The organism is Staphylococcus sp. GDY8P198P (assembly GCF_017891615.1).
Classification (GTDB): Bacteria; Bacillota; Bacilli; order Staphylococcales; family Staphylococcaceae; genus Staphylococcus; species Staphylococcus cohnii.
In genome coordinates this window covers 102,152-126,556 of the sequence record NZ_JAESJQ010000019.1, presented here as the reverse complement: position 1 = coordinate 126,556, position 24,405 = coordinate 102,152, and the positions used below count along the sequence as shown (strand labels likewise).

20 protein-coding genes are annotated in these 24,405 nt (G+C 32.4%); 14 read left to right on the top strand and 6 right to left on the bottom strand.

Translation table 11 applies throughout. The features are described 5' to 3' along the window. Positions 1 to 229: 229 nt before the first annotated feature. The 8 genes from KA824_RS12065 to KA824_RS12985 all read left to right on the top strand — a co-directional run bounded on the left by KA824_RS12065 (position 230) and on the right by KA824_RS12985 (position 7,966). Complete coding sequence (locus KA824_RS12065) at positions 230 to 823, top strand: anthranilate synthase component II (protein WP_119517612.1); 594 nt, start codon at positions 230 to 232, stop codon at positions 821 to 823. Beyond that, positions 807 to 1,946 (top strand): chorismate-binding protein, encoded by a 1,140-nt coding sequence (locus tag KA824_RS12060; protein ID WP_181187429.1) that lies wholly within the window; start codon positions 807 to 809, stop codon positions 1,944 to 1,946. The genes KA824_RS12065 and KA824_RS12060 overlap by 17 nt, the downstream gene beginning before the upstream one ends. Further along, positions 1,946 to 2,554, top strand: coding sequence for an aminotransferase class IV (locus KA824_RS12055; RefSeq protein WP_181187430.1), 609 nt, complete (start codon positions 1,946 to 1,948; stop codon positions 2,552 to 2,554). Before KA824_RS12060 ends, KA824_RS12055 begins: the two co-directional genes overlap by 1 nt. Positions 2,555 to 2,752: 198 nt before the next feature. Then, the gene (locus tag KA824_RS12050; protein WP_213014055.1) at positions 2,753 to 2,956 is read left to right on the top strand and encodes a hypothetical protein; all 204 of its coding nucleotides are present in this window, start codon (positions 2,753 to 2,755) and stop codon (positions 2,954 to 2,956) included. A 32-nt stretch (positions 2,957 to 2,988) separates the two neighbouring features. Beyond that, on the top strand, positions 2,989 to 3,696 hold the full coding sequence (gene pxpB, locus KA824_RS12045) for a 5-oxoprolinase subunit PxpB (protein WP_119517615.1): 708 nt from the start codon (positions 2,989 to 2,991) through the stop codon (positions 3,694 to 3,696). Further along, positions 3,684 to 4,688 (top strand): 5-oxoprolinase subunit C family protein, encoded by a 1,005-nt coding sequence (locus tag KA824_RS12040; RefSeq protein WP_107384448.1) that lies wholly within the window; start codon positions 3,684 to 3,686, stop codon positions 4,686 to 4,688. Before pxpB ends, KA824_RS12040 begins: the two co-directional genes overlap by 13 nt. Before the next feature lie 973 nt (positions 4,689 to 5,661). Beyond that, complete coding sequence (gene ltaS, locus KA824_RS12035) at positions 5,662 to 7,602, top strand: polyglycerol-phosphate lipoteichoic acid synthase LtaS (protein ID WP_107384927.1); 1,941 nt, start codon at positions 5,662 to 5,664, stop codon at positions 7,600 to 7,602. Positions 7,603 to 7,783: 181 nt separating this feature from the next. Then, a complete protein-coding gene (locus KA824_RS12985) occupies positions 7,784 to 7,966 on the top strand; it encodes a hypothetical protein (protein ID WP_308811681.1) in 183 nt (60 codons plus the stop codon). Positions 7,967 to 8,094: 128 nt separating this feature from the next. Here the strand turns inward: KA824_RS12985 and KA824_RS12030 are convergent, their stop codons facing one another. Beyond that, entirely contained in the window at positions 8,095 to 8,913 is an 819-nt protein-coding gene (locus KA824_RS12030) for a ZIP family metal transporter (RefSeq protein ID WP_107384929.1), read from the bottom strand. Positions 8,914 to 9,025: 112 nt separating this feature from the next. Here KA824_RS12030 and KA824_RS12025 point away from each other — a divergent pair, with 112 nt between their 5' ends. From KA824_RS12025 to KA824_RS12000, 6 genes are all read left to right on the top strand, one after another. Then, on the top strand, positions 9,026 to 10,906 hold the full coding sequence (locus KA824_RS12025; protein WP_210133269.1) for an ABC-F family ATP-binding cassette domain-containing protein: 1,881 nt from the start codon (positions 9,026 to 9,028) through the stop codon (positions 10,904 to 10,906). Positions 10,907 to 10,919: 13 nt separating this feature from the next. Continuing rightward, positions 10,920 to 12,698: a DNA helicase RecQ gene (gene recQ, locus KA824_RS12020; protein WP_107384931.1), complete on the top strand. Its 1,779-nt coding sequence runs from the start codon at positions 10,920 to 10,922 to the stop codon at positions 12,696 to 12,698. Between the two features lie 287 nt (positions 12,699 to 12,985). Further along, a complete protein-coding gene (locus tag KA824_RS12015; RefSeq protein WP_107384932.1) occupies positions 12,986 to 13,948 on the top strand; it encodes an ABC transporter ATP-binding protein in 963 nt (320 codons plus the stop codon). Then, on the top strand, positions 13,945 to 15,459 hold the full coding sequence (locus KA824_RS12010) for an ABC transporter permease/substrate-binding protein (RefSeq protein WP_107384933.1): 1,515 nt from the start codon (positions 13,945 to 13,947) through the stop codon (positions 15,457 to 15,459). The genes KA824_RS12015 and KA824_RS12010 overlap by 4 nt, the downstream gene beginning before the upstream one ends. Before the next feature lie 190 nt (positions 15,460 to 15,649). Continuing rightward, positions 15,650 to 16,705, top strand: coding sequence for a histidinol-phosphate transaminase (hisC, locus tag KA824_RS12005; RefSeq protein WP_181187432.1), 1,056 nt, complete (start codon positions 15,650 to 15,652; stop codon positions 16,703 to 16,705). Between the two features lie 230 nt (positions 16,706 to 16,935). Further along, positions 16,936 to 17,484, top strand: coding sequence for a 5' nucleotidase, NT5C type (locus tag KA824_RS12000; protein ID WP_107505188.1), 549 nt, complete (start codon positions 16,936 to 16,938; stop codon positions 17,482 to 17,484). Between the two features lie 209 nt (positions 17,485 to 17,693). Here the strand turns inward: KA824_RS12000 and KA824_RS11995 are convergent, their stop codons facing one another. The 5 genes from KA824_RS11995 to KA824_RS11975 all read right to left on the bottom strand — a co-directional run bounded on the left by KA824_RS11995 (position 17,694) and on the right by KA824_RS11975 (position 23,717). After that, positions 17,694 to 18,635: a diacylglycerol/lipid kinase family protein gene (locus tag KA824_RS11995; RefSeq protein ID WP_107384936.1), complete on the bottom strand. Its 942-nt coding sequence runs from the start codon at positions 18,633 to 18,635 to the stop codon at positions 17,694 to 17,696. 216 nt (positions 18,636 to 18,851) lie between these two features. Next, positions 18,852 to 20,360, bottom strand: a complete 1,509-nt coding sequence (locus tag KA824_RS11990; protein WP_181187433.1) for a peptide MFS transporter — start codon at positions 20,358 to 20,360, stop codon at positions 18,852 to 18,854. A 261-nt stretch (positions 20,361 to 20,621) separates the two neighbouring features. After that, on the bottom strand, positions 20,622 to 22,136 hold the full coding sequence (locus KA824_RS11985) for a peptide MFS transporter (RefSeq protein WP_107505191.1): 1,515 nt from the start codon (positions 22,134 to 22,136) through the stop codon (positions 20,622 to 20,624). 179 nt (positions 22,137 to 22,315) lie between these two features. Beyond that, the gene (gene queF, locus KA824_RS11980) at positions 22,316 to 22,816 is read right to left on the bottom strand and encodes a preQ(1) synthase (RefSeq protein ID WP_019469521.1); all 501 of its coding nucleotides are present in this window, start codon (positions 22,814 to 22,816) and stop codon (positions 22,316 to 22,318) included. A 13-nt stretch (positions 22,817 to 22,829) separates the two neighbouring features. Next, positions 22,830 to 23,717 (bottom strand): DMT family transporter, encoded by an 888-nt coding sequence (locus KA824_RS11975; RefSeq protein ID WP_107505192.1) that lies wholly within the window; start codon positions 23,715 to 23,717, stop codon positions 22,830 to 22,832. Positions 23,718 to 24,405: the final 688 nt, after the last annotated feature.

Here is a 24,405-nt window from a genome sequence, read left to right as displayed (position 1 = left end):
TATCGTGCTAGCTTTGCCATATAAAACTTATGACGCCATAAAAAAACGCCTATCTCTATAAAAAGATAGACGTCGTTCAAGTGTCTAGTTTTTTATAGAGGGTGTCAGCTAGAAACCTCTGTTATATTTATACCGTGACTAGAATAATACATTTAAGCTGTAAAATCAAGTTGAGATTTGGGATAATGACTATATTAGAACAATATATAATTATAATTGAGGTGATTCAATGCTACTTGTAATCGATAATAAAGACTCATTTACCTATAATATCGTGGACTATCTCAAACAATGTTATACAGAGGCAATCACAGTGATTGATGTGGACGAAATTAATATAGAAAAGCTGATCAATATGAAACCGTCAGCAATTGTAATATCGCCTGGACCGGGAACGCCGTCAGATTATCCGATTTTAAATGAAGTCATAACACAATTTATGAACCATGTACCGATTTTGGGTGTATGTTTAGGATTTCAACAAATTATTACTTATTTTGGTGGGCACATCGTAAAGAACTATAAGCCTGTCCATGGCCATACAACTTTAATTACGCATACAGGCAAAGGTATTTTTAAAAATTTACCAAAATCATTTAATGTAATGCGTTATCATTCATTAATGGCTGATATACATACATTTCCTGGAGAGCTAACCGTGACAGCTACCAATGATAAAGGGATTATTATGGCTTGTGAACATCGAGCATTTGCTGTTTATGGTGTCCAATACCATCCCGAATCATTTTTGAGTGAATACGGTATCGACCAAATTAAATTATTTATTGAAAGTGTGGAGGCACATCATGCAAGTAAAATTTAATTATCAATATTACATAAATGAAACACAAACCGAAACTTATCAATACCTATTTAAACAATGTGTATGTAAAAAAATAGCATATCAAAAGCAGGACATTGGAGCAGTCATTCAATTTGCTGAATTACATCAAGGCAAAGGGGAGTATGTAGCTTTATATTTACCATATGAAGCGGCAAGTTTTTTTAACGATCAGTTAGCAACAGTAACTCCCTATGGGGTATTCGTTTATGCTGCTGCATATGTATTTGAAGCAGTACACGATGGCATAAATGAGCAAAATGTTACATATCAACGTAAATATAACTTTGAATTTCAATATGAACATGCGCAAATGATTGAACATATAAAACAAGTACAAAAAGCGATTGTTGAAGGCAATACATATCAAGTTAATTATACAACGAGATTGAGTGATGATATACAAGGTCCGATTTCTGAACTTTACCATGTACTACAGGGTGGGAATCATGGCCATTATTCAGCACTGATTGATACAGAAGAAGTTCAAATTGCATCATTATCACCAGAGTTATTTTTTCAATATGGGCCCTTTAAAAATCAATCAAATATTGTATTAAGCAAACCCATGAAAGGGACAATAGCTAGGGGAGAAACAGAATTAGAAGATAAGGAACATTTTGAAAAATTAAGAAACTCTACCAAGGATAGAGCGGAAAATGTAATGATTGTTGATTTGTTGCGTAATGATATAAGTAGAGTAGCCAATACTGGAACAGTTAAAGTATATAAACCGTTTCATATTGAAAGATATCAAACAGTTTATCAAATGACATCCATGGTAACTGGACAATTACCAAATCATATGCGTTTATTGCGTGTTCTAGAAGCCATTTTCCCCTGTGGTTCAATTACCGGTGCACCGAAACTGAATACAATGAAATATATTAAACAATTAGAGCAAACACCAAGAAATGGTTATTGTGGAACTATAGGCTTATTGCTACCTGATGGGAAATCTATTTTCAATGTACCTATTCGAACAATTCAATATATTAATGGGAAAGCTGTTTACGGCGTTGGAGCAGGTATTACCATTGATTCTAATCCAGAATCTGAAGTGCAAGAATTTATAGATAAGACAAAAATATTGGAGAGATTATAATGCAGTTATTTGAAACATTACGATTAGATTCTGGCAATTTTTCAAGGCTGACATATCATTATGACAGAATAAAACATTCGGCAAATCAATTCCAAATGACTTTCGAAGATGAGCAATGGAACAAAACGATTTCGGAAATTAAAGGCTTATATTTTACAGGAACTTATAGAGTGAAAATTATATTACATCCTAATGGTATTTTTAAATATGAAGTTGCTGAATTACCTCAAAAAGATAGCTTTACGGCAAAAATTGTACCATTAACCCCAATTCAAGATAAACGAGTACTTACGAATAAAACAACAAATAGGGATCATTTAGCGCATAATCATGAAACTGATCTCATCTTACTCTATGACAAATCAGGAAAAATATTAGAATTTGATATTGGAAATATTATGATCAAAGAAGGAAACTATTATTATACACCAGTATATAATGAAGACTTTTTAAAAGGATGTAAGAGACAAGAGTTAATAGAAGAAGGTAAATTAATTGAAAAAGATTATAGTTTGACAGATTTTAAACACAAGTTAAGGCAAAATCAAATTCAAGTTTTTCTGATAAATAGTTTGAGAGAGGTTGCCGATGTTGCAATAAATCTATAGAATATAGAAAGTATAAGAAAAATATTAATTTTAATTCTAATAATTGTGATAAAACGTTGTTGCGAGTGTGTTTGATATCAATAGTTGGAAATATCAAATATGCCACACATAGATATGGTTTAACTGTATGAGGTGAATTAAGATAAACAAAGTTATACGAGTCTTAAAAAATCTAATGTCAGCAAGCGAGGCAAAATAATGATATTGATTTGGATCTTATTAATTATTACGCTAATCGGCCTTACAAAATGGTATGTAACCTATTTAATGAATCAACATAAATATTCTGCTACTAAGTTAATCATCACTATTTCATGTGCTATTCAGTTGATATTTATCTATGGTTTAGTTAAAGAATTAATACGCTACTTAACACAAATATTAAATGTATTTTATCGATAGTCACAAATAGACACAATAGATGAGGTGAATTTATGAAGATATACAGTCAAGGTGACCAAGCAATTGTGGTTTCTATAGAAAAAGAAGTCTCCAAAGATTTAACTGACGATCTACTCGCGTTAAAAACATATCTTGTTAACAAAAATTATCCTTTTATTACAGAAATTGTGCCAACAGAGTCAGATATGATGATTTGTTATGACGCTAGAGATATGATTAAACATCACAACATAAAATCACCATTTTTATATATGAAAGCATTGTTGCAATCTGTGCAATTAGAAATAAAACATGTAGAAGAGGCGTCTGAACCAATTCAAATACCTGTAGTATATGGTGGTGAATTTGGTCCAGATTTAGCGTCTTTGCTAAAATATTATAAAATGGATTTCGACAAATTTGTAAAATTACATACAAATTCGAACTTTTTCGTATCAATGATGGGCTATTCTCCAGGATTTCCATATTTAACAGGGATGGATAAGCGTTTATTTGTAAATCACACAGGTGGTAAAAAAGCATTTATTCCTGCGGGATCAGTAATCATTGAAGGTAAGAAAACAGGTATTACTACGATAGATACTTATGGCGATTGGCTAGTGATAGGTTATACGCCAGTTGAATTATTTAATCCACATCAAACAGATTTTACGACTTTAAAATTAGGTGATAATGTGCAATTTCAAGCTATGACAGCAGAAGCATTGGATTTAGGAGGATTTAAACCATGTCAATCATAATAGAAAATGAAGGATTGTTCTCAAGTTTTCAAGATTTTGGTCGTATCGGTTTTGAACACAATGGTGTAATCCCAAGTGGTGCTTTAGATCCATTATCACATGAAATTGCTAATCGGCTAGTAGCCAACGATAAACATGAAGCAACATTAGAAATGACCAATAGAATGGCCAGTATTCGTTTTACTGAACCAACTTTAATCGCATTAAGTGGCGGCAGTTTTAAAGCTAAAACCTCTAATTTAAAAGTCTTACCTAATAAACTTTATTTAATGGAAAAAGGTGATGTACTTGAGTTTACAGAGACTTCACGGACCTCAAGAGTTTACTTAGCTGTTGGTGGAGGGTTTGAGTTAGACGAATGGTTGGGTTCTACTTCTACTGATTTTATGTCTAAACTAGGTGGATTTCATGGTCGCAAACTAGAAATAGGCGATGAAATCAATATGAAACGTGATTATACAGAACGTCACCACAAACTTTTCGAGAATCTTGAACATACACATCAAACAGATTGGGGTATAGATGGCTATGCACTTTCTTTTAATTATATGTCCGATGTATTTCATGTCATTAAAAACAAAGGAACAGAAGATTTTAACCAAGATGCTTTAAATCGTTTTACTTATGGGGAATATAAAGTGACAAGTAAAGCGAATAGGGTGGGCATGTATGTTGAAGGTCAACCTGTTAAAGCATTTTATGAAGATATGCCTGCACATCAATCTGTACAAATAGGAACGATTCAAGTTAAGAGGGATGGTACACCTATTATATTGTTAAATGACCATTACACATTGGGAAGCTACCCGCAAATAGGGACAATCGCCAGTTATCACTTAACGAAGTTAGGCCAAAAACATCCTGGTACTAAGTTGAAGTTTCAATTCATAGATGTTGAAACTGCAGAAAAGAATTTAATAAAATATACCAATTGGTTAAATCAACTGTTTCATGGTATTGAGTATAGAATGCAATTAGAAATGTTAAAATAGTATACACAATCAAAAAATAAAACGTATTAGTGTATAGCAATACGTTTCGAAAGTGTTCATTTAAAATTAAAAATCTTTTAGCCAAAAAATAATAATTATATCAATATGTCTTTTGGTTAATGAATTTTAGAATGTATCCAAACCTTAGGTGATAAATTACCTGAGGTTTTTTACATTAGATGATTTGCTCAATATGCATAAATCTTAGACAATGTTTGGCTAAAATATAGTTCTGAAATTTTATTTGTGATACATATTCAGTGATTATTCGATAGACATTCAGATATAGTGATTAATTCTTAAATATTTGAACTCATTTATCTAGTATAATAAACGGTAATCGTGTTGAATATGATAAGATTAAGTAATTACATAAGTCATTCAGTATAAATTAACCATTATCTAAATAGGTCCAAGGCCTGATTAATTTATTAAATAGAGCAAGTATAATTATAAAGGAAATTTAAATTTTAATCTTCTTTTAATCATGTATTCACAATAGGTTAATGATACCTTCATAAAACGGTTAGATCAGCGTTTTTAATTAAAAAAGTGTGTTTTTACTTGATATTAGACAAGAATTGCTTTATATTTATTAATTGAACTATAATCGTTTTATTACAAGGATGTTACAGAGTGAATGCAGTGTAAAAACGATGTAAAACATAATAAAATGCATTAACATAATTTACATTACAACAAATATAATTTTTCAAAAAGAATCAATAAATTTCATTAAAAATAAAAATTGCTACTTTATAAAAATAAATTAGTGACAAAAGACAAAAAGATGTGTTTTAGAGGAAAGATACAGGATGTCACCCTATTTTTCTTACTTAAATTTTAACTTTCGCAAATAACGATAAAGACATTGTTAGATAATCTAAGCTACGCATTAACAATGATTACAAAGCATTTTAATTGGGCTAGGTATTAGCACCAACTTTTATTAATTTATATCGGGGGAACAGACATGAGTCTACACAAAAAGAAACTAACTCTTTTTGCGTTTTTTATTTTAACTGTATTAACAGTTACTGCTAAAACGTATTTTTCATACTATGTTGACTTTTCTTTAGGTGTTAAAGGGTTAGTTCAAAATTTAATCTTATTAATGAATCCATATAGTTTAATTGCATTAGTATTGAGTATTTTCTTATTCTTCAAAGGTAAGAAAGCATTTTGGTTTATCTTTATAGGCGGTTTTATTTTAACCTTCTTATTATACGCAAATGTTGTATATTTCAGATTCTTCTCTGACTTCTTGACTTTTAGTACGTTAAATCAAGTAGGTAATGTTGAATCAATGGGTGGTGCGGTATCAGCTTCATTTAAATGGTATGACTTTGTTTACTTTATCGATACAATCATTTATTTATTTGTATTAATATTTAGACAAAAATGGTTAGACAAGCGTGTGTTTAGCAAAAAATTTGTTCCAGTGATTATGGCAGCATCTGTTGCATTATTTTTCTTAAACCTAGCTTTTGCTGAATCTGATCGTCCGGAATTATTAACACGTACATTCGACCATAAATATTTAGTTAAATACTTAGGTCCATATAACTTCACAGTTTATGATGGTGTAAAAACGATACAAAATAATCAACAAAAAGCATTAGCAAATGAAGATGATTTAACTAAAGTCTTAAATTATACGAAACAAAAGCAAACACAGCCGAATCCAGAATACTTCGGAGCGGCTAAGAAAAAAAATGTGATTAAAATACACTTAGAAAGTTTCCAAACTTTCTTGATTAACAAAAAAGTAAATGGTGAAGAAGTTACACCTTTCTTAAATAAACTTTCTACTGGTAATGAAGATTTTAGATACTATCCAAACTTCTTCCATCAGACAGGACAAGGTAAAACTTCAGACTCAGAGTTTACAATGGATAATAGTTTATATGGTTTACCACAAGGTTCGGCATTCTCACTTAAAGGTGATAATACGTTCCAATCATTACCAGCGATTTTGCATCAACAACAAGGTTACACATCTAGCGTGATGCACGGTGATTATAAAACTTTCTGGAACCGTGACCAAGTTTATAAACACTTTGGCGTAGATAAATTCTATGATGCAACGTACTATGATATGTCAGAGGAAAATCAAGAGAATTTAGGTCTGAAAGATAAAGAGTTCTTTGATGAATCAGCAGATTATTTAGCGAAGGAAAAAGAACCTTTCTATAGTCATTTGATTACACTAACGAACCATTATCCGTTCACTTTATCTCCAGAAGATGCATCAATTGATAAACCAAATACTGGTGATTCAACAGTTGACGGTTATGTACAGACAGCGAGATATTTAGACGAATCGCTAGAACAATTTGTAAATGAATTGAAGAAAAAAGGCGTCTATGATGATTCAGTTATCATGATTTATGGTGACCATTACGGTATTTCAGAAAATCATAACAAAGCAATGGAAAAATTATTAGGTGAAGACATTACACCAGCTAAGTTTACAGATTTAAATCGTACAGGTTTCTGGTTGAAAATCCCTGGTAAAGAAGGTACTGTTGATAAAACTTATGCTGGACAAGCAGATGTAATGCCTACATTACTACATTTAATGGGTATTGATACTAAGAATTATCTCATGATGGGTACAGACTTATTATCAAAAGATCATAATGATACTGTGCCGTTTAGAAATGGTGACTTTGTAACGAAAGATTACAAATATGTAAATGGCAGAATATATGATAATAAAAATAATGAGCCAGTAACAGAAAAACCTAGTGATTTTGATAAACGTAAACAACAAGCTGAAAAAGACTTACAAATGAGCGATGATGTCCTAAACGGTGACTTAATGAGATTTTATGATAATCCTGATTTTGATAAAGTGAAACCATCAGATTATAAATATGAAGTAGGTCCAAAAGGACAAGAGAAAAAATAATAACTAATTAAGCCCTAATCCATTATTTAAAATGGTTTAGGGCTTTTATATATGTAAGCGTATTGAATGGTGTTTTATAGTGAAGTTTAAGAAGGACAGGATAACGGATTAATCCATATCCCGAACAAGCACTTACGTTTAAAATAGCAAAAAATGAATGCTAAAAAGGGCTGGGGTATAAATCTCCATTCTCAAAATAAGATTGCCTGAGATATATAGTTCTTGGATAAATATGACGTATTCTGGCGAGACGCTTGTGGGAACAGGACAAGCTGAAGACTATAGCCTCAAGCTGTCTCCTAGGAAAGCGAGCCAACAATACGAAATATTGAATAAAAAAAGGCACTCAGATGAATTGAATTAAATCATCTGAGTGCTATTTTTCTAGGATTTATGTCCTAACCTCTTTATTTTGAGCTTGAGATGGTTGTCCCAGACTCATCATTTTTATTTGAAGAAATGGATCCAAGTTATTTCATTTTCTTTTACCTTTTATCCAAGTGCAACGTCTAAAATCATCATAATAGTAAAACCTAGCATTAAACTTAATGTTGCTAAATCAGTGTTATTACTAGCTTGAGAATCTGGTATAAGCTCTTCTACAACTACAAATATCATTGCTCCAGCGGCAAAAGCGAGTGCATAAGGTAACATAGGCGTAATGAAAAGCACTGCAGCAGCGCCTATTGTAGCAAAAATGGGCTCAACAATTGCAGATGCTTGTCCGTAGTTAAATGCTTTCCATCGTGATGCGCCAGCAGCTCTGATAGGCATTGAAAGTGCAGCACCTTCGGGGATGTTTTGAATCCCGATACCAATTGCTAAACCGAGTGCGCCTAAAAAAGTTGCTTGGCCATTACCAGCTACTACGCCACCAAATGCTACACCAATAGAAAGACCTTCTGGTATGTTATGCAATGTAATAGCTAATACAAGTAATGTATTTTTATTGAGTTTTTTCGTTCCTACACCTTCTTGGTATTGGTTAGAGTCTTGGGTGTTTGGGTGAATGTGTGGAATAATTAAATCTAACGCGCGTATAAAAAAACCGCCCAATAAAAAACCTATTGCTGCTGGTAACCATGCAAAAGATGATCCAGAACCGTAATCGATTGATGGTTGTAATAGAGACCAGAAACTTGCAGCAATCATAATGCCTGCAGCAAATCCTTGCATTGAATTCAGTATTTTATCATTTACTCTTTTAAATATAAAGACTGCTGCAGCACCTAATGCAGTCAATAACCATGTGATGATACCTGCGATTAGTGCTTGGATAAAAGGAGGTAAGTCTTGGAAAAAATCTGACATAAGCTACGCTCCCTTGTATCATTTGAGTTCAAAAAGGTGTATAATATATAGAACTGAAATTAAGTTTAACAGAATTAATTATAATTTTCGATATTAAAAAGGATGTTGGACGATGGAAGCCTACAAAATTGAACATTTACATAAATCTTACGCTGATAAAATCATTTTCGATGATTTACATCTGTCTATTTCTGAAGGAGAAAAAATAGGTCTTGTAGGTATTAATGGTACAGGCAAAAGTACTTTGTTAAAAGTAATCGCTGGTTTGGATGAAGACTTCGAGGCAGAGGTCTCACATCCTAATGCATATCGCATACGTTATTCTTCTCAAAAACAAGAGTTTGAAGGAGATTTAACTGTTTTTGAAGCGGTATTAACGTCAGAGACAAAGACACTTCAGGTGATTCGCTCATATGAAGCTGCTGTAACAAAATATAGTGAGACGCAGAATGAGACAGATTTTCAACAAATGATGCAAGCACAAGAAGCAATGGATACATATCAAGCTTGGGATTATAGTGCTGAAATTAAGACTATTTTATCAAAGCTAGGCATCAATGATACGACTAAAAAAGTGAGAGAACTTTCAGGTGGGCAACAAAAACGTGTTGGTCTTGCTAAAACACTTATAGAGCAACCAGATTTATTACTTCTGGATGAACCTACGAACCATCTAGATTTTGAGTCAATCAACTGGTTAATTAATTATGTTAAACAGTATCCGCATACAGTGCTGTTTGTAACACATGATCGTTACTTTTTAAATGAAGTATCATCTCGCATTATTGAATTAGATCGTGGTAAATTAACTACTTATCCAGGTAATTATGAAGATTACATTGCACAACGTGCTGAAAATGAAGTTGTTGAGCAAAAACAACAAGCGAAACAGCGCGCATTATATAAACAAGAATTAGCTTGGATGCGTGCAGGAGTAAAAGCGCGTTCTACAAAACAACAAGCACGAAAAAATAGATTTAAAGATTTAGAACACGATGTGAAAAACCAACAACAACAAGATAAAGCATCTTTAAATCTTGCGTATTCACGTTTAGGTAAACAAGTTTTTGAACTTGATAACGTGTCAAAATGTATCGGCGATAAAATATTGTTTGAACATGTCACTGAAATTATTCAAAATGGACAACAAATTGGTATCGTCGGACCAAATGGTGCTGGTAAAACAACATTGTTGAATATTTTGAATGTTGATGACCAAGCGTTCGAAGGGGAATTGAAAGTTGGTCAAACTGTTAAAGTTGCTTATTTCAGACAGACTGAAGCACGTTTAGACCGGGACATCAGAATGATTGATTATTTGCGTGAAGAAAGTGAAGTAGCGAAAGAAAAAGATGGAACTGCTGTGTCAGTTACGCAATTATTAGAACGCTTTTTATTCCCAAGTGCAACACATGGTAAAAAAGTTTACAAATTATCAGGTGGAGAGCAAAAAAGATTGTACTTATTAAAATTATTAGTGCATCAACCTAATGTTTTATTATTAGATGAACCGACAAATGATTTAGATACAGAAACGTTAACTATTTTAGAAGATTATATCGATACGTTTGGCGGCACAGTTATCACGGTGAGTCATGATCGCTACTTTTTAAATAAAGTTGCTCAAGAATTTTGGTATATTCATGATGAAAAAATAGAACGTATCATAGGAAATTTTGATGACTATGAAGCATATAAAAAAGAGATAGATAAATTACAAACGCAAGAAAAACAACAAGCTAAAGTGAAACCAACGTATGAAAAGAAAAAGAAAAAAGGTTTATCGTATAAAGAAAAACAAGAATATGAAACAATTATTGCGCGTATTGAAACAACCGAGCACAGATTAGAAGAAATCGAGCAAGAAATGGTTGAAGCAAGTTCTGATTATGCTAAAGTAAAAGAATTAAATGAAGAACAACAAAATCTTAATATGTTGTATGAAGAAGATATAACAAGATGGAGCGAACTTGAAGAATTAAAAGAACAATGAGGGATTATATAACATGGAAGCAACATTATCACATTATTTTGGCTATGACACATTCCGTCCAGGTCAAAAAGAAATAATAACTAAAGTAATGGATCATCGTAATGTGCTTGGCGTTTTACCAACTGGTGGGGGAAAATCAATTTGTTACCAAGTGCCAGGATTAATGTTGGGTGGTACGACAATCGTAATCAGCCCATTAATTTCACTTATGAAAGATCAAGTTGATCAATTAAAGGCCATGGGGATTCGCGCAGCATATTTAAATAGTAGTTTGACTCAAAAGCAACAAAAAGAGATTCAAGCACAACTAAAAAGTGGAGAAATCCAATTTTTATATGTTGCACCGGAACGTTTTGACAATGCTAATTTTATGCGCTTATTACAGCAGTTAGATATACACTTAGTTGCCTTTGATGAAGCCCATTGTATTTCAAAATGGGGACATGATTTTAGACCAAGTTATCAGGAAGTCATCCATAAGGTTTTTGCCTTGCCACAAGATTTTTCAATTGTAGCATTAACAGCAACGGCAACAATTGAAGTACAAAAAGATATTATGGATCGTTTAAATATCGATAAGCATGACGAAATTAAAACAAGTACAAAACGACGTAATTTAATATTTCAAGTTAATCCAACGTACCAACGTCAAAAGTTCGTATTAGAATATGTTAAAGATCATCAAAAAGAAGCAGGCATTATTTATTGCTCGACACGTAAACAAGTAGAAGAACTACATGAAGCACTTGAAAACAATAAAATTAGTAGCACAATATACCACGCTGGTTTATCCAATAAAGAGCGTGAAGCAGCACAAAATGATTTTGTATATGATCGCGTGCGTGTCGTTGTAGCAACGAACGCATTTGGTATGGGTATTGATAAATCTAATGTGCGATTTGTGATTCACTATAATATGCCTGGTGATTTAGAGTCTTATTATCAAGAAGCGGGACGTGCTGGTCGTGATGGATTGAAGAGTGATTGTATTCTTTTATTCAGCGATAGAGACATTGGATTACACCAATATTTCATTTCATCTTCAAAAGCAGACGATGATTACAAAGAAAAAATGGGTGAAAAATTGAATAAAATGTTGCTATATACGAAAACTAAAAAGTGTCTAGAAGCAACACTTGTACATTATTTTGAACCTAATGAAAAACTAGAAGAATGTGAACAATGTAGTAATTGTGTTAGAGAAAATAAAACATATGACATGACGAACGAAGCGAAGATGATAGTGAGTTGTATTGCACGTATGAAACAGCAAGAAAGTTATAGTGTCATTATTCAAGTTTTAAGGGGCGAAGACTCTGATTACATTCGTTATTGTGATTATAATCAATTGACAACGCATGGTATTATGAAAAACTATACGACTTCTGAACTCAGTCATCTTATTGATGAATTGCGATTTAAAGGATTTTTGAATGAACACGATGAAATATTAACCTGTGATGTTTCTGTAAAGGAACTGCTTAATAACCAAATTTCGATATATACAACACCATTTAAACGCAAATCAAAAGAAAAGGTTAACATCAACACTGTAGAAGGTGTAGACCGTGCTTTATTCGATGAATTAGTTGCTGTACGTAAACAATTAAGTGAAAAATTAACTATTCCACCAGTAAGCATTTTCTCAGATTTCACTTTGGAAGAATTTGCAAAGAGAAAACCAGAATCAAAACAAGATATGATATTAATTGATGGTGTTGGAAGTTATAAATTAAAACACTACTGTCCAATATTTTTAGAAACAATACAATCTTATAAAGCTCAAATTTAGTTGAGCAAATAATTGTTTTTAGAATATATAATCCCATATACTTAATTTTAACGGTATTGGTATTTTACATTGAAATGATTGCAAAAAATACGAAGTTAATTTGACAACGATTAATATACTATACAGGCACAAATGTAATAGTAATATTGATGAGTTTGAATTAACTTCGTATTTGTTTTATTTAACTGTGATTAAAAAGGTTAAATTGTTAGTAAATCGGTTATGTGTTAACTATGTGAATTTTTTTAAGTGATAGTAAAGGCAATGAGAAGAGTGAGGGTGACAAATTGATAGAATTTAAAAATGTTATGAAACGTTATGGGGATAAGAAAGCTGTAGATGATCTTAGCTTTAATATAAAAGAAGGTGAATTTTTTGTTTTAATCGGACCTTCAGGTTGTGGTAAAACAACGACATTAAAAATGATTAATCGTTTAATTTCATTAACAGAGGGATTCATTTATTTTAAAGGGAAACCAATTAGTGACTATCCAGTATATGAAATGCGCTGGGATATTGGTTATGTTTTACAACAAATTGCATTATTTCCGCATTTAACGATAAAAGAGAATATTGCACAAGTGCCACAAATGAAAAAATGGAAAGAAGCAGATATTGATAAACGTATAGATGAGTTATTAAATATGGTTGGTTTAGAGCCAGAACTATTTAAAGATAGAAAACCAGATGAATTATCAGGTGGTCAACAACAACGTGTTGGTGTGGTACGTGCATTAGCTGCAGATCCACCAGTTATTCTGATGGACGAACCTTTCAGTGCATTAGATCCAATTAGCAGAGAAAAGCTGCAGGATGATTTAATAGCATTACAGCAAAAAATTAAAAAAACAATCGTTTTTGTAACACATGATATACAAGAAGCGATGAAGCTAGCTGATAGAATTTGTCTATTAAACAAAGGACATGTAGAGCAAATAGATACACCTGACAATATGGTTAATCATCCTAAAAGTGATTTTGTAAGACAATTTGTTGGGGATAAATCACTGAAAATAGAAAAAGACGTAAAACTATCAGAACTTATTGGTGAATTAACGATTAATGAACAGGAAGCTACCAAAGGTTATCCTATTGTTAATAGTAACGCGTCTATTAAAAGCATTTATAGTGATTTAGCTAACCACGATGCAATCATTATTAATGATGATTCGACTGCTACACAGCATGTGCTTAAACGCGAAGATATGTTTAAATATCTATCGGAGCATACAGGGGGTAGTCAAAGATGAATGAATTAATAAATACACTTTCAGATCGGAAAGGACAATTGTTAACTACCATATTTGAACATATCCAAATATCGTTTATTGCATTGCTCATTGCTGCAGTAATTGGGGTACCGCTGGGCATTTTACTCACAAAGACACGCAAGGTTTCTGAGGTTGTGATGAATATCGCAGCCGTGTTACAGACAATACCATCATTAGCTTTGCTTGGTTTGATGATACCGCTGTTTGGTATAGGTAAGGTACCAGCAGTGATCGCATTAGTAGTTTATGCATTGTTGCCGATATTAAGAAATACATACACAGGTATCAATGAGGTAGATAGCTCGTTAATTGAAGCAGCTAAGGGTATCGGTATGAAGCCAGGTCGAAGATTAACGAAAGTGGAATTGCCAATAGCCATGCCAGTAATTATGGCGGGTATTAGAACAGCAATGGTATTGATTATAGGTACTGCTACATTAGCAGCGTTAATTGGTGCAGGTGGTCTTGGTGATTTGATTCTTTTAGGTATAGATCGAAATGACACATCATTGATTATTATTGGTGCGATTCCTGCAGCTTTATTAGCAATTCTATTTGATTTAGTTTTACGTTATATGCAAAAACTATCCTATAAAAAATTGCTTATTTCCCTTGGTGCAATTATTATAATACTGTTATTAGTGATTATTGGACCAATGTTTGCTCAAAAAGGAGATAAAATTACATTAGCAGGTAAACTTGGGTCAGAACCATCTGTAATTACTAATATGTATAAAATTTTAATTGAAGAAGAAACAGATGATACAGTAGAAGTGAAAGATGGCATGGGGAAAACTTCATTCCTATTTAATGCCTTGAAATCTGACGATATAGATGGCTACCTTGAGTTTACGGGTACTGTACTTGGAGAGTTAACAAAAGAAGATTTGAAGTCTAAACAAGAAAATAAAGTATATCAACAAGCAAAATCAAGTTTAGAAGATAAATACGATATGACTATGTTAAAGCCAATGCAATATAATAATACTTATTCATTAGCGGTGAAAAAAGATTTTGCGAAAAAGCATAATATTAAAACGATAGGTGACTTAAACAAAGTGAGCGATCAAATTAAACCAGGTTTCACATTAGAGTTTAATGATCGTGAGGATGGTTACCCAGCTGTTAAAAAAGCATATGATTTAGATTTCGGTGACGTGAAGACGATGGAGCCGAAATTAAGATATCAAGCAGTTGAAAGCGGAGATATTAATTTAATCGACGCATATTCAACAGATGCTGAATTAAAACAATATGATATGGTTGTATTAGAAGATGATAAAAAAGTATTCCCTCCATATCAAGGCGCTCCTATGTTTAAAACATCGTATTTAAAAGATCATCCTGAAATTAAAGCACCGCTTAATAAATTAGCAGGTAAGATTTCTGATGAAGATATGCAAGAAATGAATTATGAAGTTACAGTAAAAAAAGAAGATCCATATGAGGTAGCAAAAAACTATCTAGAGAAACATCATTTAATTGATTAATTCATAAGACAATACGAGTTTAACAATGCATTTTACTACGGACAAAAATGCATTAAGTTGAACTCGTATTTATATTTGATTAAATTCTAGCTTTAAAAATTTAAGTTACATTGATTTTCAATGGAAATAAGGTATATAATGGTTACTAAGTTTTGAAATTTCTGTAAATTTAAGGAGGCCCGAATCAACAATGAAAAAACAAATAGAGCAATTATCAGCATATCAACCAGGTTTATCACCAAGAGCACTAAAAGAACAATACGGGATTGAGGGTGAACTTTATAAATTAGCTTCTAATGAAAATTTATATGGACCGTCACCTAAAGTGAAAGACGCAATCACGCAGCATTTAGATGAATTGCAATTTTATCCTGAAACGGGTTCTCCGTTAATTAAAGAAGCGATAAGTAAACATTTGAATGTTGACCCAGCACGTATTTTATTTGGTGCAGGATTAGATGAAGTGATATTAATGATTTCACGTGCTGTTTTAACCAAAGGAGATAAAATTGTTACAAGTGAAATGACTTTTGGTCAGTATTATCATAATGCCATAGTTGAAGCAGCAGATGTTGTACAAGTACCACTAAAAGATGGTGGATTTGATTTAGAAAGCATACTTTCTGAAGTTGATGACTACACTAAACTTGTATGGTTGTGTAACCCTAATAATCCTACCGGCACATACTTTACTCATGAAGACTTGCAACGATTCTTATCACGTGTACCTCAAGATATACCGGTAATTATAGATGAAGCTTATGTTGAATTCGCGACAGCTGAAGACTTTCCGAATTCATTAGCTTTACAAGAACAATTTCCAAATGCTTTCTTACTGAGAACATTTTCTAAAGCATATGGATTAGCCGGCATGCGTATTGGATATGTGATTGCTGCTCAAGAAGCGATTGAAAAATGGAATATTATACGACCACCATTTAATGTAGGGCGATTATCAGAACACGCTGCACTTGCTGCGTTAGAAGATCAAGATTATTTAGATTCTATTCGTGAAAAAAATGCACAAGAAAGAGCAAAATTCTTTGATTCAGTTAGTAGTCATAAATTAAATCCAAGCCAAACGAACTTTATTTTTGTGAACACGTCGCGACCTCACGAATTATATGAAGCATTGTTAAAACAAGGGTGCATTACAAGAGAATTTCCGAATGGTGTCAGAATTACGATTGGTTTCCCTGAGCAAAATGATAAAATGATCGAAGTATTAAATAACTTTGATTTATAAAAAGCAGTATTTATAACGTTCAATAAATTAAAATGTATAAAGCTTAAACTATATAATGAAAATAATTAATTTATATAGTATATTATGATATGCTCATATACAATTTTGGTTTCATTGAACGTTTTTTGCTATACTAATAGTGATAAACAAGATCATGTTCTAAGATGACCAATGTAATAATGCGTTATCATTGTTAATGAACAAGAACTTAAAAGGGAGTAGAGTATGAGATGACTAGAAAATCAATTGCTATTGATATGGATGAAGTACTTGCTGATACAGTAGGTGCATTGATTGAAGATGTGAATAAACGTACAGATTTAGGAATAACATATGATATGTTGGATGGTAAAAAATTACGTCATGCTATGCCTGAACATGATGGGTTATTGCATGAAATTTTACGCGAACCAGGTTTTTTCAAAAAATTAAAAGTGATGGCACATTCACAAGAAGTTGTGAAAAAACTAACTGAGTATTATGATGTCTATATTGCTACTGCTGCAATGGACGTTCCTACATCGTTTCATGATAAATATGCATGGTTAAGAGAGTATTTTCCGTTTTTAGACCCACAGCATTTTGTTTTTTGTGGTCGTAAAGATATCGTAAACGCGGACTATCTCATAGATGACAACCCTCGTCAGTTAGCTATATTTACTGGTAAACCAATTATGTATACAGCATCACATAATGTTAACGATGATCGTTTTACACGTGTGAATGATTGGTATGATGTTGAAAAATATTTCTTAGGTGATCGTGATTACGATATATAATATAAATGACATGAACGCGTTTTTGGTGTTTAAATATAAAATCTAATGATGTTTTACTTATAATGTGGGACATTTGAATATGTTATGAGTGAAAGGTTAAGGGCTATCTATATTTCAAGTAAGTAAACACGTTCTAACACTATATCAAAAGGACTAATCCATATGTACGTGGATTAGTCCTTTTTTATTAATCATTATATATAGTGTGTTTATTCATATTCAGTGTCAGGTGTGTTTTCAGGTAACGTTAAAATTTGAATTGCTTTTGGTATAACTTCGATATGGATGGGTGTTTTTAATGCAATTTCGCCATCGATATCTACTTTCATTTCAGGTTTAGTCTCTATTTTGATATCTTTGGCTAATAAATGCTGAATACCGTTTGTCATGTGGTTCCAGTTCATACTATCTCTTTGTTTAAATATATCACTCAGTACACTTGAACTGTGTTCTTTGAAGATAAATAAATTCAGATAACCATCACTAGGTGAAAGGTCTGTTAAAGGTATACGACTGCCTCCTATAAATGACCCATTAGCAACAACAAGCATGGCAGTATTACCATCAATGACTTTACCATCAACGGTTAATTGATAATCAAAGTGCTCTGGATTAAGTAAAGTTTTAACAGTAGACCCTACGTAGCTCAATTTCCCAAAAATGTCTTTATTGCCATTTTGAACATTTTCTGCATTTTGAACAATGAGACCCAATCCAGCAAAGTTTAGTGCATACTGATCATTTATTTTCATAACATCATAAGATTGTAACTCTGATTGAATAAGTTGTTGACTGGCTATTTTATGACGTGGACTTAGGTTTAATGTTTTAACGAAATCATTAAACGTACCACCTGGAATAATACCAATAGGGATATTCAATTCATGTTGCATCATGCCATTGATTAATTCGTTGACAGTACCATCTCCACCAAGGAGAAAAATGATATCTACATCGTCACTGTAACTTTGATCTTTAATCTTCTGGCAAAATCTTATGATATCACCTTCATCTTCACTTAGTTGGATTGACAGATGTTTACAAAACGTAGTTAAAGAAGCTGCTACATCTCCCAGTCCTCGATATATATCTTTAATACCACTATATTCATGATAAAATAAGACACCGTGTTTGAATTTAGTATTTTCCAATTTTCTTCACCATATTCTTTTAAATTTTGTTGCTTATTCACTTTACCCATATTTCTATAGTTATAAATATATTTTGGCGGGCGAAACATATATTTCAATTCAAATGATTTCTTCATACTATTATACAAGGATAATTAGGTCGATGTTTACCTAAGCTTTAGCACATGGAAAAAGCCCACTAACTCAATAAATTGAGAAGAGGGCTTTTTGCATGCGCTATTTAATGCCACGCATACCTTTGATGATTTTTGGTACAAATGCTAAAACAATTAAACTAACTACAATTGCAATACTACCTAAAAATAGGAAGTAATTTTTGTATCCAAGAGGTTCGATTAGTTTCACTAATGTACCATTTATAGCCTGTGCACAGGCATTAGTTAACAGCCATAAACTCATCATCTGTGTGTTAAAAGCTTTTGGAGCAAGTTTAACTGCTGCACTGTTACCTGTAGGTGATAAACAAAGTTCACCGATTACACAAATGATATAAGATAAAATAATCCAGTTGACACTAATATCGGTACCGCCAGCTGAATGACCGATAGAACCAATCATTATGTAAGAAGCACCTGCTAATATAGCGCCTAGAACAAATTTTGTGGCTATACTTGGTTGGCGTCGAGCCATTTTTGCCCAAATCAATGAAATCACTGGTGCTAGTAATACAATAAATAATGGATTAATCGACTGGAAGAGCGTAGGACCAAAATCTGCTTTCCATCCAAATAGATTTAATTTCATATCACTGCTTTCAAACGCAAAGAGGTTAAGTACGTTGGCACCCTGTTCTTGAATAGACCAGAATATTACACCGAGTATAAATAGTGGTATAAACGCTATTACTCTTGAGCGTTCATCATCTGTGATTTCTTTGCTTCGAATCATAATTGTGAAATATATGATAGGTAATGCCACACCTAGTATGAGTACCGTTGTACTAACTAAGTTAAATGATAATGTACCTGTTAAGCCGGTAATTAATAATACCGCTGCAATGATTACGATGATTGCAGCAAATAAAATGCTATATTTCTTTTTCTCGCTTTTATTTAATGGGTTTGTTGGTTTTGAACCAATTTGCCCTAAATTTCTTTTATTGAAAAATATATACCATACGAGTCCAAGTGCCATACCAATCGCAGCGATTAAGAAACCACCGTGGAAGTTACCTGTATGTACAAAGCGATCTAAAATAATTGGTGAAATTAATCCACCTAAGTTAACAGACATATAGAATATAACAAAACCAGCATCTATACGTGTATCTCTATCAGGGTATAATCTACCGACAATATTTGAAATGCTTGGCTTCATTAAACCAGAACCCACAATAATAAAGAACATAGAAATAAATAGTCCTATAATATCTAAAGGTAAACTTAAGAAAATATGTCCAATAATGATCAACACGCCACCGTAAAATGTTGCTGCGCGCGTCCCTGTAATTCTATCGGAAATCCATCCACCCAGTACAGATGTCATGTATATCAGTGCACCGTATACTGCCATAATAGACTGTGCAGTGCCTTTATCCATACCTAGTCCGCCATCTTTGATAGCGAAATACATGTAGAAAATCAGCAAGGCACGCATACCGTAGTAGCTGAACCTCTCCCAAAATTCAACAAAGAATAATACGCCTAGTCCCTTAGGATGTCCAAAAAATCCTTTTTGTGGAATAGATTGAACTGCTTGTTCATGGGCTTTATCTTGATTTTGCATAAAAACATTCCTCGTCCTTTCATACTCCCTATAAGAATGTATAAAAATGATTTTACGCTTAATTAAATTAAATTTCAATAATATTCTCAAAACAACAATATTCAAAATATTCTGATTTATTATCACTGTATATAAACATAAATTTTTATTTAGTTATATTTAAATTGTTGGAAGTGTATTTTTACAAAAAAATAAACAATATAGAAATCTTTAAAATCAGATCTCTATATTGCTTATTAAAAAATATTATCGTTTAAGTGATTAATATATACCTTTCATTGCACGTTTTACTTTTGGTGAAATAATCAATAATATAACTCCGATAACAACTGCAACTAATCCTGAATACATAAAGTAATCACTTTGATCCATTTTTGTGTATACAACAACGAGTTGAGCGTTAAGACCCTGTGCTGTTGCGTTACTTAACATCCACAAGCTCATCATACGCGCCGTGAATGTGACTGGTGCTAGTTTTGTAGTAGTTGATAAACCGACTGGAGATATACAAAGTTCACCGATAGTAATTAATAAGAAACTGAGTACAAGCCATAATGGGTTTATTAAGTCATTGCCTGTAGCCAATGGAATAATCATGACTAGATAGGAGAACCCAGCGATAATAGCACCGTAAGCAAATTTATGCACCGTAGGCGGATTCTTTTTACCTAATTTAACCCATAGCGTTGCAAAGACTGGCGCTAAGAGAATGATAAACAATGGATTTAAAGATTGTGCCCATGAGGCAGGAATTGAAAAATCAATTAATCCGTTCGTTAATACAGACATTTCTAGTTGTGTCTTTTTATCTGCAAATGTTGCGAGAATCGTTGACCCTTGTTCTTGTATCATCCAAAAAGCAACAGATGTAATATACAAGGGTATGTAACTATATACACGTGAACGTTCATCTTTCGTAACGTCTTTATGTAAAATCATATTAATAAACAAGTAGATTGGTAATACGATACCTAAAATGGTAATTAAAAAGCTGAAGTTTTCTAAGCTTAAGGCATTATTTAAATGTAGAATTAATAAATATGCTAAAAATAATACAATAATACCTGAACTAAATAACACGAACTTTTTGATTTCTGGTTTAGTTAAAGGATTCGGCACGTTACGACCAGCCAAACCTAAATTCACCTTACGTTTTAGTGCATATACTACTAAGCCACAGAACATGCCGATAGCAGCTACTAAGAAACCTGCATGGAAACTTACTCTAGTTTGTAAATAACCTGTAAGTAATGGCGCAAACAAACTACCAAAATTAATCCCCATATAGAATAAAGTAAATGCAGCGTCTCGTCTTACATCATTACGATCATACAGTTCACCAACAGTTGATGAAATGTTTGGTTTTAATAGACCAGTACCTGCAATGATGACTGCGAGCGCAACCATTACTAATGTTAAATTATTAGGTAAGGACAATAAAATATGCCCAATCATGATCAGGAATCCACCGTAGAAGACAGCGCTTTGTGTCCCGGTTATCCGATCTGCAATCCATGCCCCAATAACACCTGACATATAAATTAAAGTTCCGTAAATTGCGACAATTTGCATTGCCACGGCTTGGCTTAAACCAAAACCACCCTCAGCCACACTATAATAAAGATAAAATATTAGTATCGCTTTCATACCATAATAACTGAATCTCTCCCAAAATTCAGTGAAAAACAGTGTTCCTAGTCCTTTTGGATGTCCGAAGAACCCCTTTCTCGGAGTACTTTTCATAATTTCCTCGTGCGTGTAACTTATCTGTTTCATAATTTCCCTCCCCTAAATGGTTGGATTTATTTTATAATGTTTTCACATAAATAACAAGTGTATATATCAATAGTACAAAATTATATAAGTAAGCGTTTTAATATCTAAATGAAATAAATAAAAAAATAATCCACACGAATTATTTTTAGTTCGTGTGGATTATTCATAGTAGGAATGAATTAACGATTATCTATTTTTTCTGGATAGAGGTCATGATTCATTAAACGATGTTCTGCCATTTTTTCATATTTACTGTCAGGGCGGCCATAATTTGTATAAGGGTCTATAGATATACCACCACGAGGCGTGAATTTGCCCCAAACTTCTATATAATGTGGATCCATTAAGTCGATGAGATCATTCATAATAATATTCATACAGTCCTCATGAAAGTCACCATGATTTCTAAAGCTAAATAAATATAGTTTTAATGATTTAGATTCGACCATTTTAATATTTGGGATATAAGAAATATAAATTGTAGCAAAATCAGGTTGACCTGTAATAGGGCATAAAGATGTGAACTCAGGGCAATTAAATTTAACAAAATAATCACGGCCTGGATGTTTATTATCAAATGATTCTAATACATCTGGTCGATAATCAAAATCATACTTATTGTTTTGGTTTCCTAGTAAAGTAATGTCATTTAAATCTTCTTGTTTACGTCCTTCAGACATTGTAATTGCTCCTTTAATATTTAGATTTTTGTTCCTTTTTCTGAATTGTTAGCGGTTGGCGTCTGGCTTTTTCAAACATATAATAACTTGCACCAATGATAATGATGTAACCTAAAATGGCATAGAAATCTGGTGATTCGCCAAATAAAATAAAACCAAATAACGCAGTGAAAATAATAGATGCGTACGTAAATATTGAAATATCTTTAGCTGGTGCAAAACTATATGCTAAAGTAATACCTATTTGACCAGCAGCTGCAGCTAAGCCAGCACCGATTAAATAAACAACTTGCATGACAGACATTGGTTCGAATGTAAAAATCGTAAATGGAATGAGAACTATTATAGAAAAGAAAGAAAAATAAAAAACAATCGTATAAGGTGCTTCTCTACTACTTAATGCTCTAACACAAGTGTAGGCACTTGCCGCGAAGATACCTGATAACAATCCACCAATCGCTGGTATCATTGATGAGGAAAACTCAGGTTTTACAACGAACAACATACCAAAAATGGCTACAATCATAGCAACAAATTGATAGTTGCGTACTCTTTCATTTAAGAAAATTAAACTAAGTAGTATCGTCCAAAAGGGATTCAATTTCATTAATGTGTCTGCATCACTGAGTATCATATGGTCGATGGCATATATATTTAATAATACGCCAATCAAACCAAGTGCAGAACGAGATATTAATAAAGGCTGACTACTTAATTTACCAAAAAGTGGTTGCTTATATTTAAATATAAAATACAAAGGTATAAACATCGCTACTAGGTTTCTTGCCAATGATTTTTGAAAGACAGGGAGATCTCCAGCTAATCTAAAAAAGACAGACATAAAGCTAAAGCCAACTGCAGAAATTAGAATAGCAATAATACCTTTTATTTTTGGATTCACATACATCGCCTCAATTTTAAAATTTTAACGTATCTATATTAGCATAGTTAATTAGAAAATGTATATATGCTTGAAATTAAAGTAGAAATATATTAAGATAATATACGAACAAACGTTCTGTTTAGGAGCATATAATCGAGAAAATTTAAAAGTAATTTAGAATAGTAATTAGTTCGAAAATATAATATATGAAGCGCAATATATATGAGGGTAGATTAAGTAATGCAGGTATATCAAGGCTTAAAAGAAAATTAAAAAAAGCAAGCATTGAGACTCTAAAAATGACAAAAATATTTTTTAAATTTTTAAAATTGATTTTAAAGTTGAATTGGTGCCATTTTCATACTGTTTTCATCGTTTTGTCATAAATTAAAGACTTTTAATAAGGCGATGAGTTATGTATAATGAAACACATAATATAGTATTTCTGACCAGGACAAAACACAATATATTGTGTTTTGATACGTGGTCAATTTATTTATAATAAATCAAATTTTAAGTAAAATCACACAGTTTTAGGCTTTGAATAATGACAAATAAGGCATTAATACTTAAATGTTGAGTTTTTACATACCTACTTATAGATTTACAAGTTACTATATATAGTGGTTACTTCAATCATTTAAAACACATTCAAATAATAACACCTCGAAAGCCTTACATTTTTTGATTTTCCAACTTACGTATA

Excerpts from the sequence above, each read along its gene's own strand:
- queF (WP_019469521.1), bottom strand. The coding sequence starts at position 22,816 with ATGTCTGAAGGACGTAAACAAGAAGATTTAAATGACATTACTTTACTA.
- KA824_RS12000 (WP_107505188.1), top strand. The coding sequence starts at position 16,936 with ATGACTAGAAAATCAATTGCTATTGATATGGATGAAGTACTTGCTGAT.
- pxpB (WP_119517615.1), top strand. The coding sequence starts at position 2,989 with ATGAAGATATACAGTCAAGGTGACCAAGCAATTGTGGTTTCTATAGAA.
- KA824_RS12040 (WP_107384448.1), top strand. The coding sequence starts at position 3,684 with ATGTCAATCATAATAGAAAATGAAGGATTGTTCTCAAGTTTTCAAGAT.
- KA824_RS12010 (WP_107384933.1), top strand. The coding sequence starts at position 13,945 with ATGAATGAATTAATAAATACACTTTCAGATCGGAAAGGACAATTGTTA.
- KA824_RS12065 (WP_119517612.1), top strand. The coding sequence starts at position 230 with ATGCTACTTGTAATCGATAATAAAGACTCATTTACCTATAATATCGTG.
- ltaS (WP_107384927.1), top strand. The coding sequence starts at position 5,662 with ATGAGTCTACACAAAAAGAAACTAACTCTTTTTGCGTTTTTTATTTTA.
- hisC (WP_181187432.1), top strand. The coding sequence starts at position 15,650 with ATGAAAAAACAAATAGAGCAATTATCAGCATATCAACCAGGTTTATCA.
- recQ (WP_107384931.1), top strand. The coding sequence starts at position 10,920 with ATGGAAGCAACATTATCACATTATTTTGGCTATGACACATTCCGTCCA.
- KA824_RS12055 (WP_181187430.1), top strand. The coding sequence starts at position 1,946 with ATGCAGTTATTTGAAACATTACGATTAGATTCTGGCAATTTTTCAAGG.
- KA824_RS12025 (WP_210133269.1), top strand. The coding sequence starts at position 9,026 with ATGGAAGCCTACAAAATTGAACATTTACATAAATCTTACGCTGATAAA.
- KA824_RS12030 (WP_107384929.1), bottom strand. The coding sequence starts at position 8,913 with ATGTCAGATTTTTTCCAAGACTTACCTCCTTTTATCCAAGCACTAATC.
- KA824_RS12060 (WP_181187429.1), top strand. The coding sequence starts at position 807 with ATGCAAGTAAAATTTAATTATCAATATTACATAAATGAAACACAAACC.
- KA824_RS11990 (WP_181187433.1), bottom strand. The coding sequence starts at position 20,360 with ATGCAAAATCAAGATAAAGCCCATGAACAAGCAGTTCAATCTATTCCA.
- KA824_RS12050 (WP_213014055.1), top strand. The coding sequence starts at position 2,753 with ATGATATTGATTTGGATCTTATTAATTATTACGCTAATCGGCCTTACA.
- KA824_RS11985 (WP_107505191.1), bottom strand. The coding sequence starts at position 22,136 with ATGAAACAGATAAGTTACACGCACGAGGAAATTATGAAAAGTACTCCG.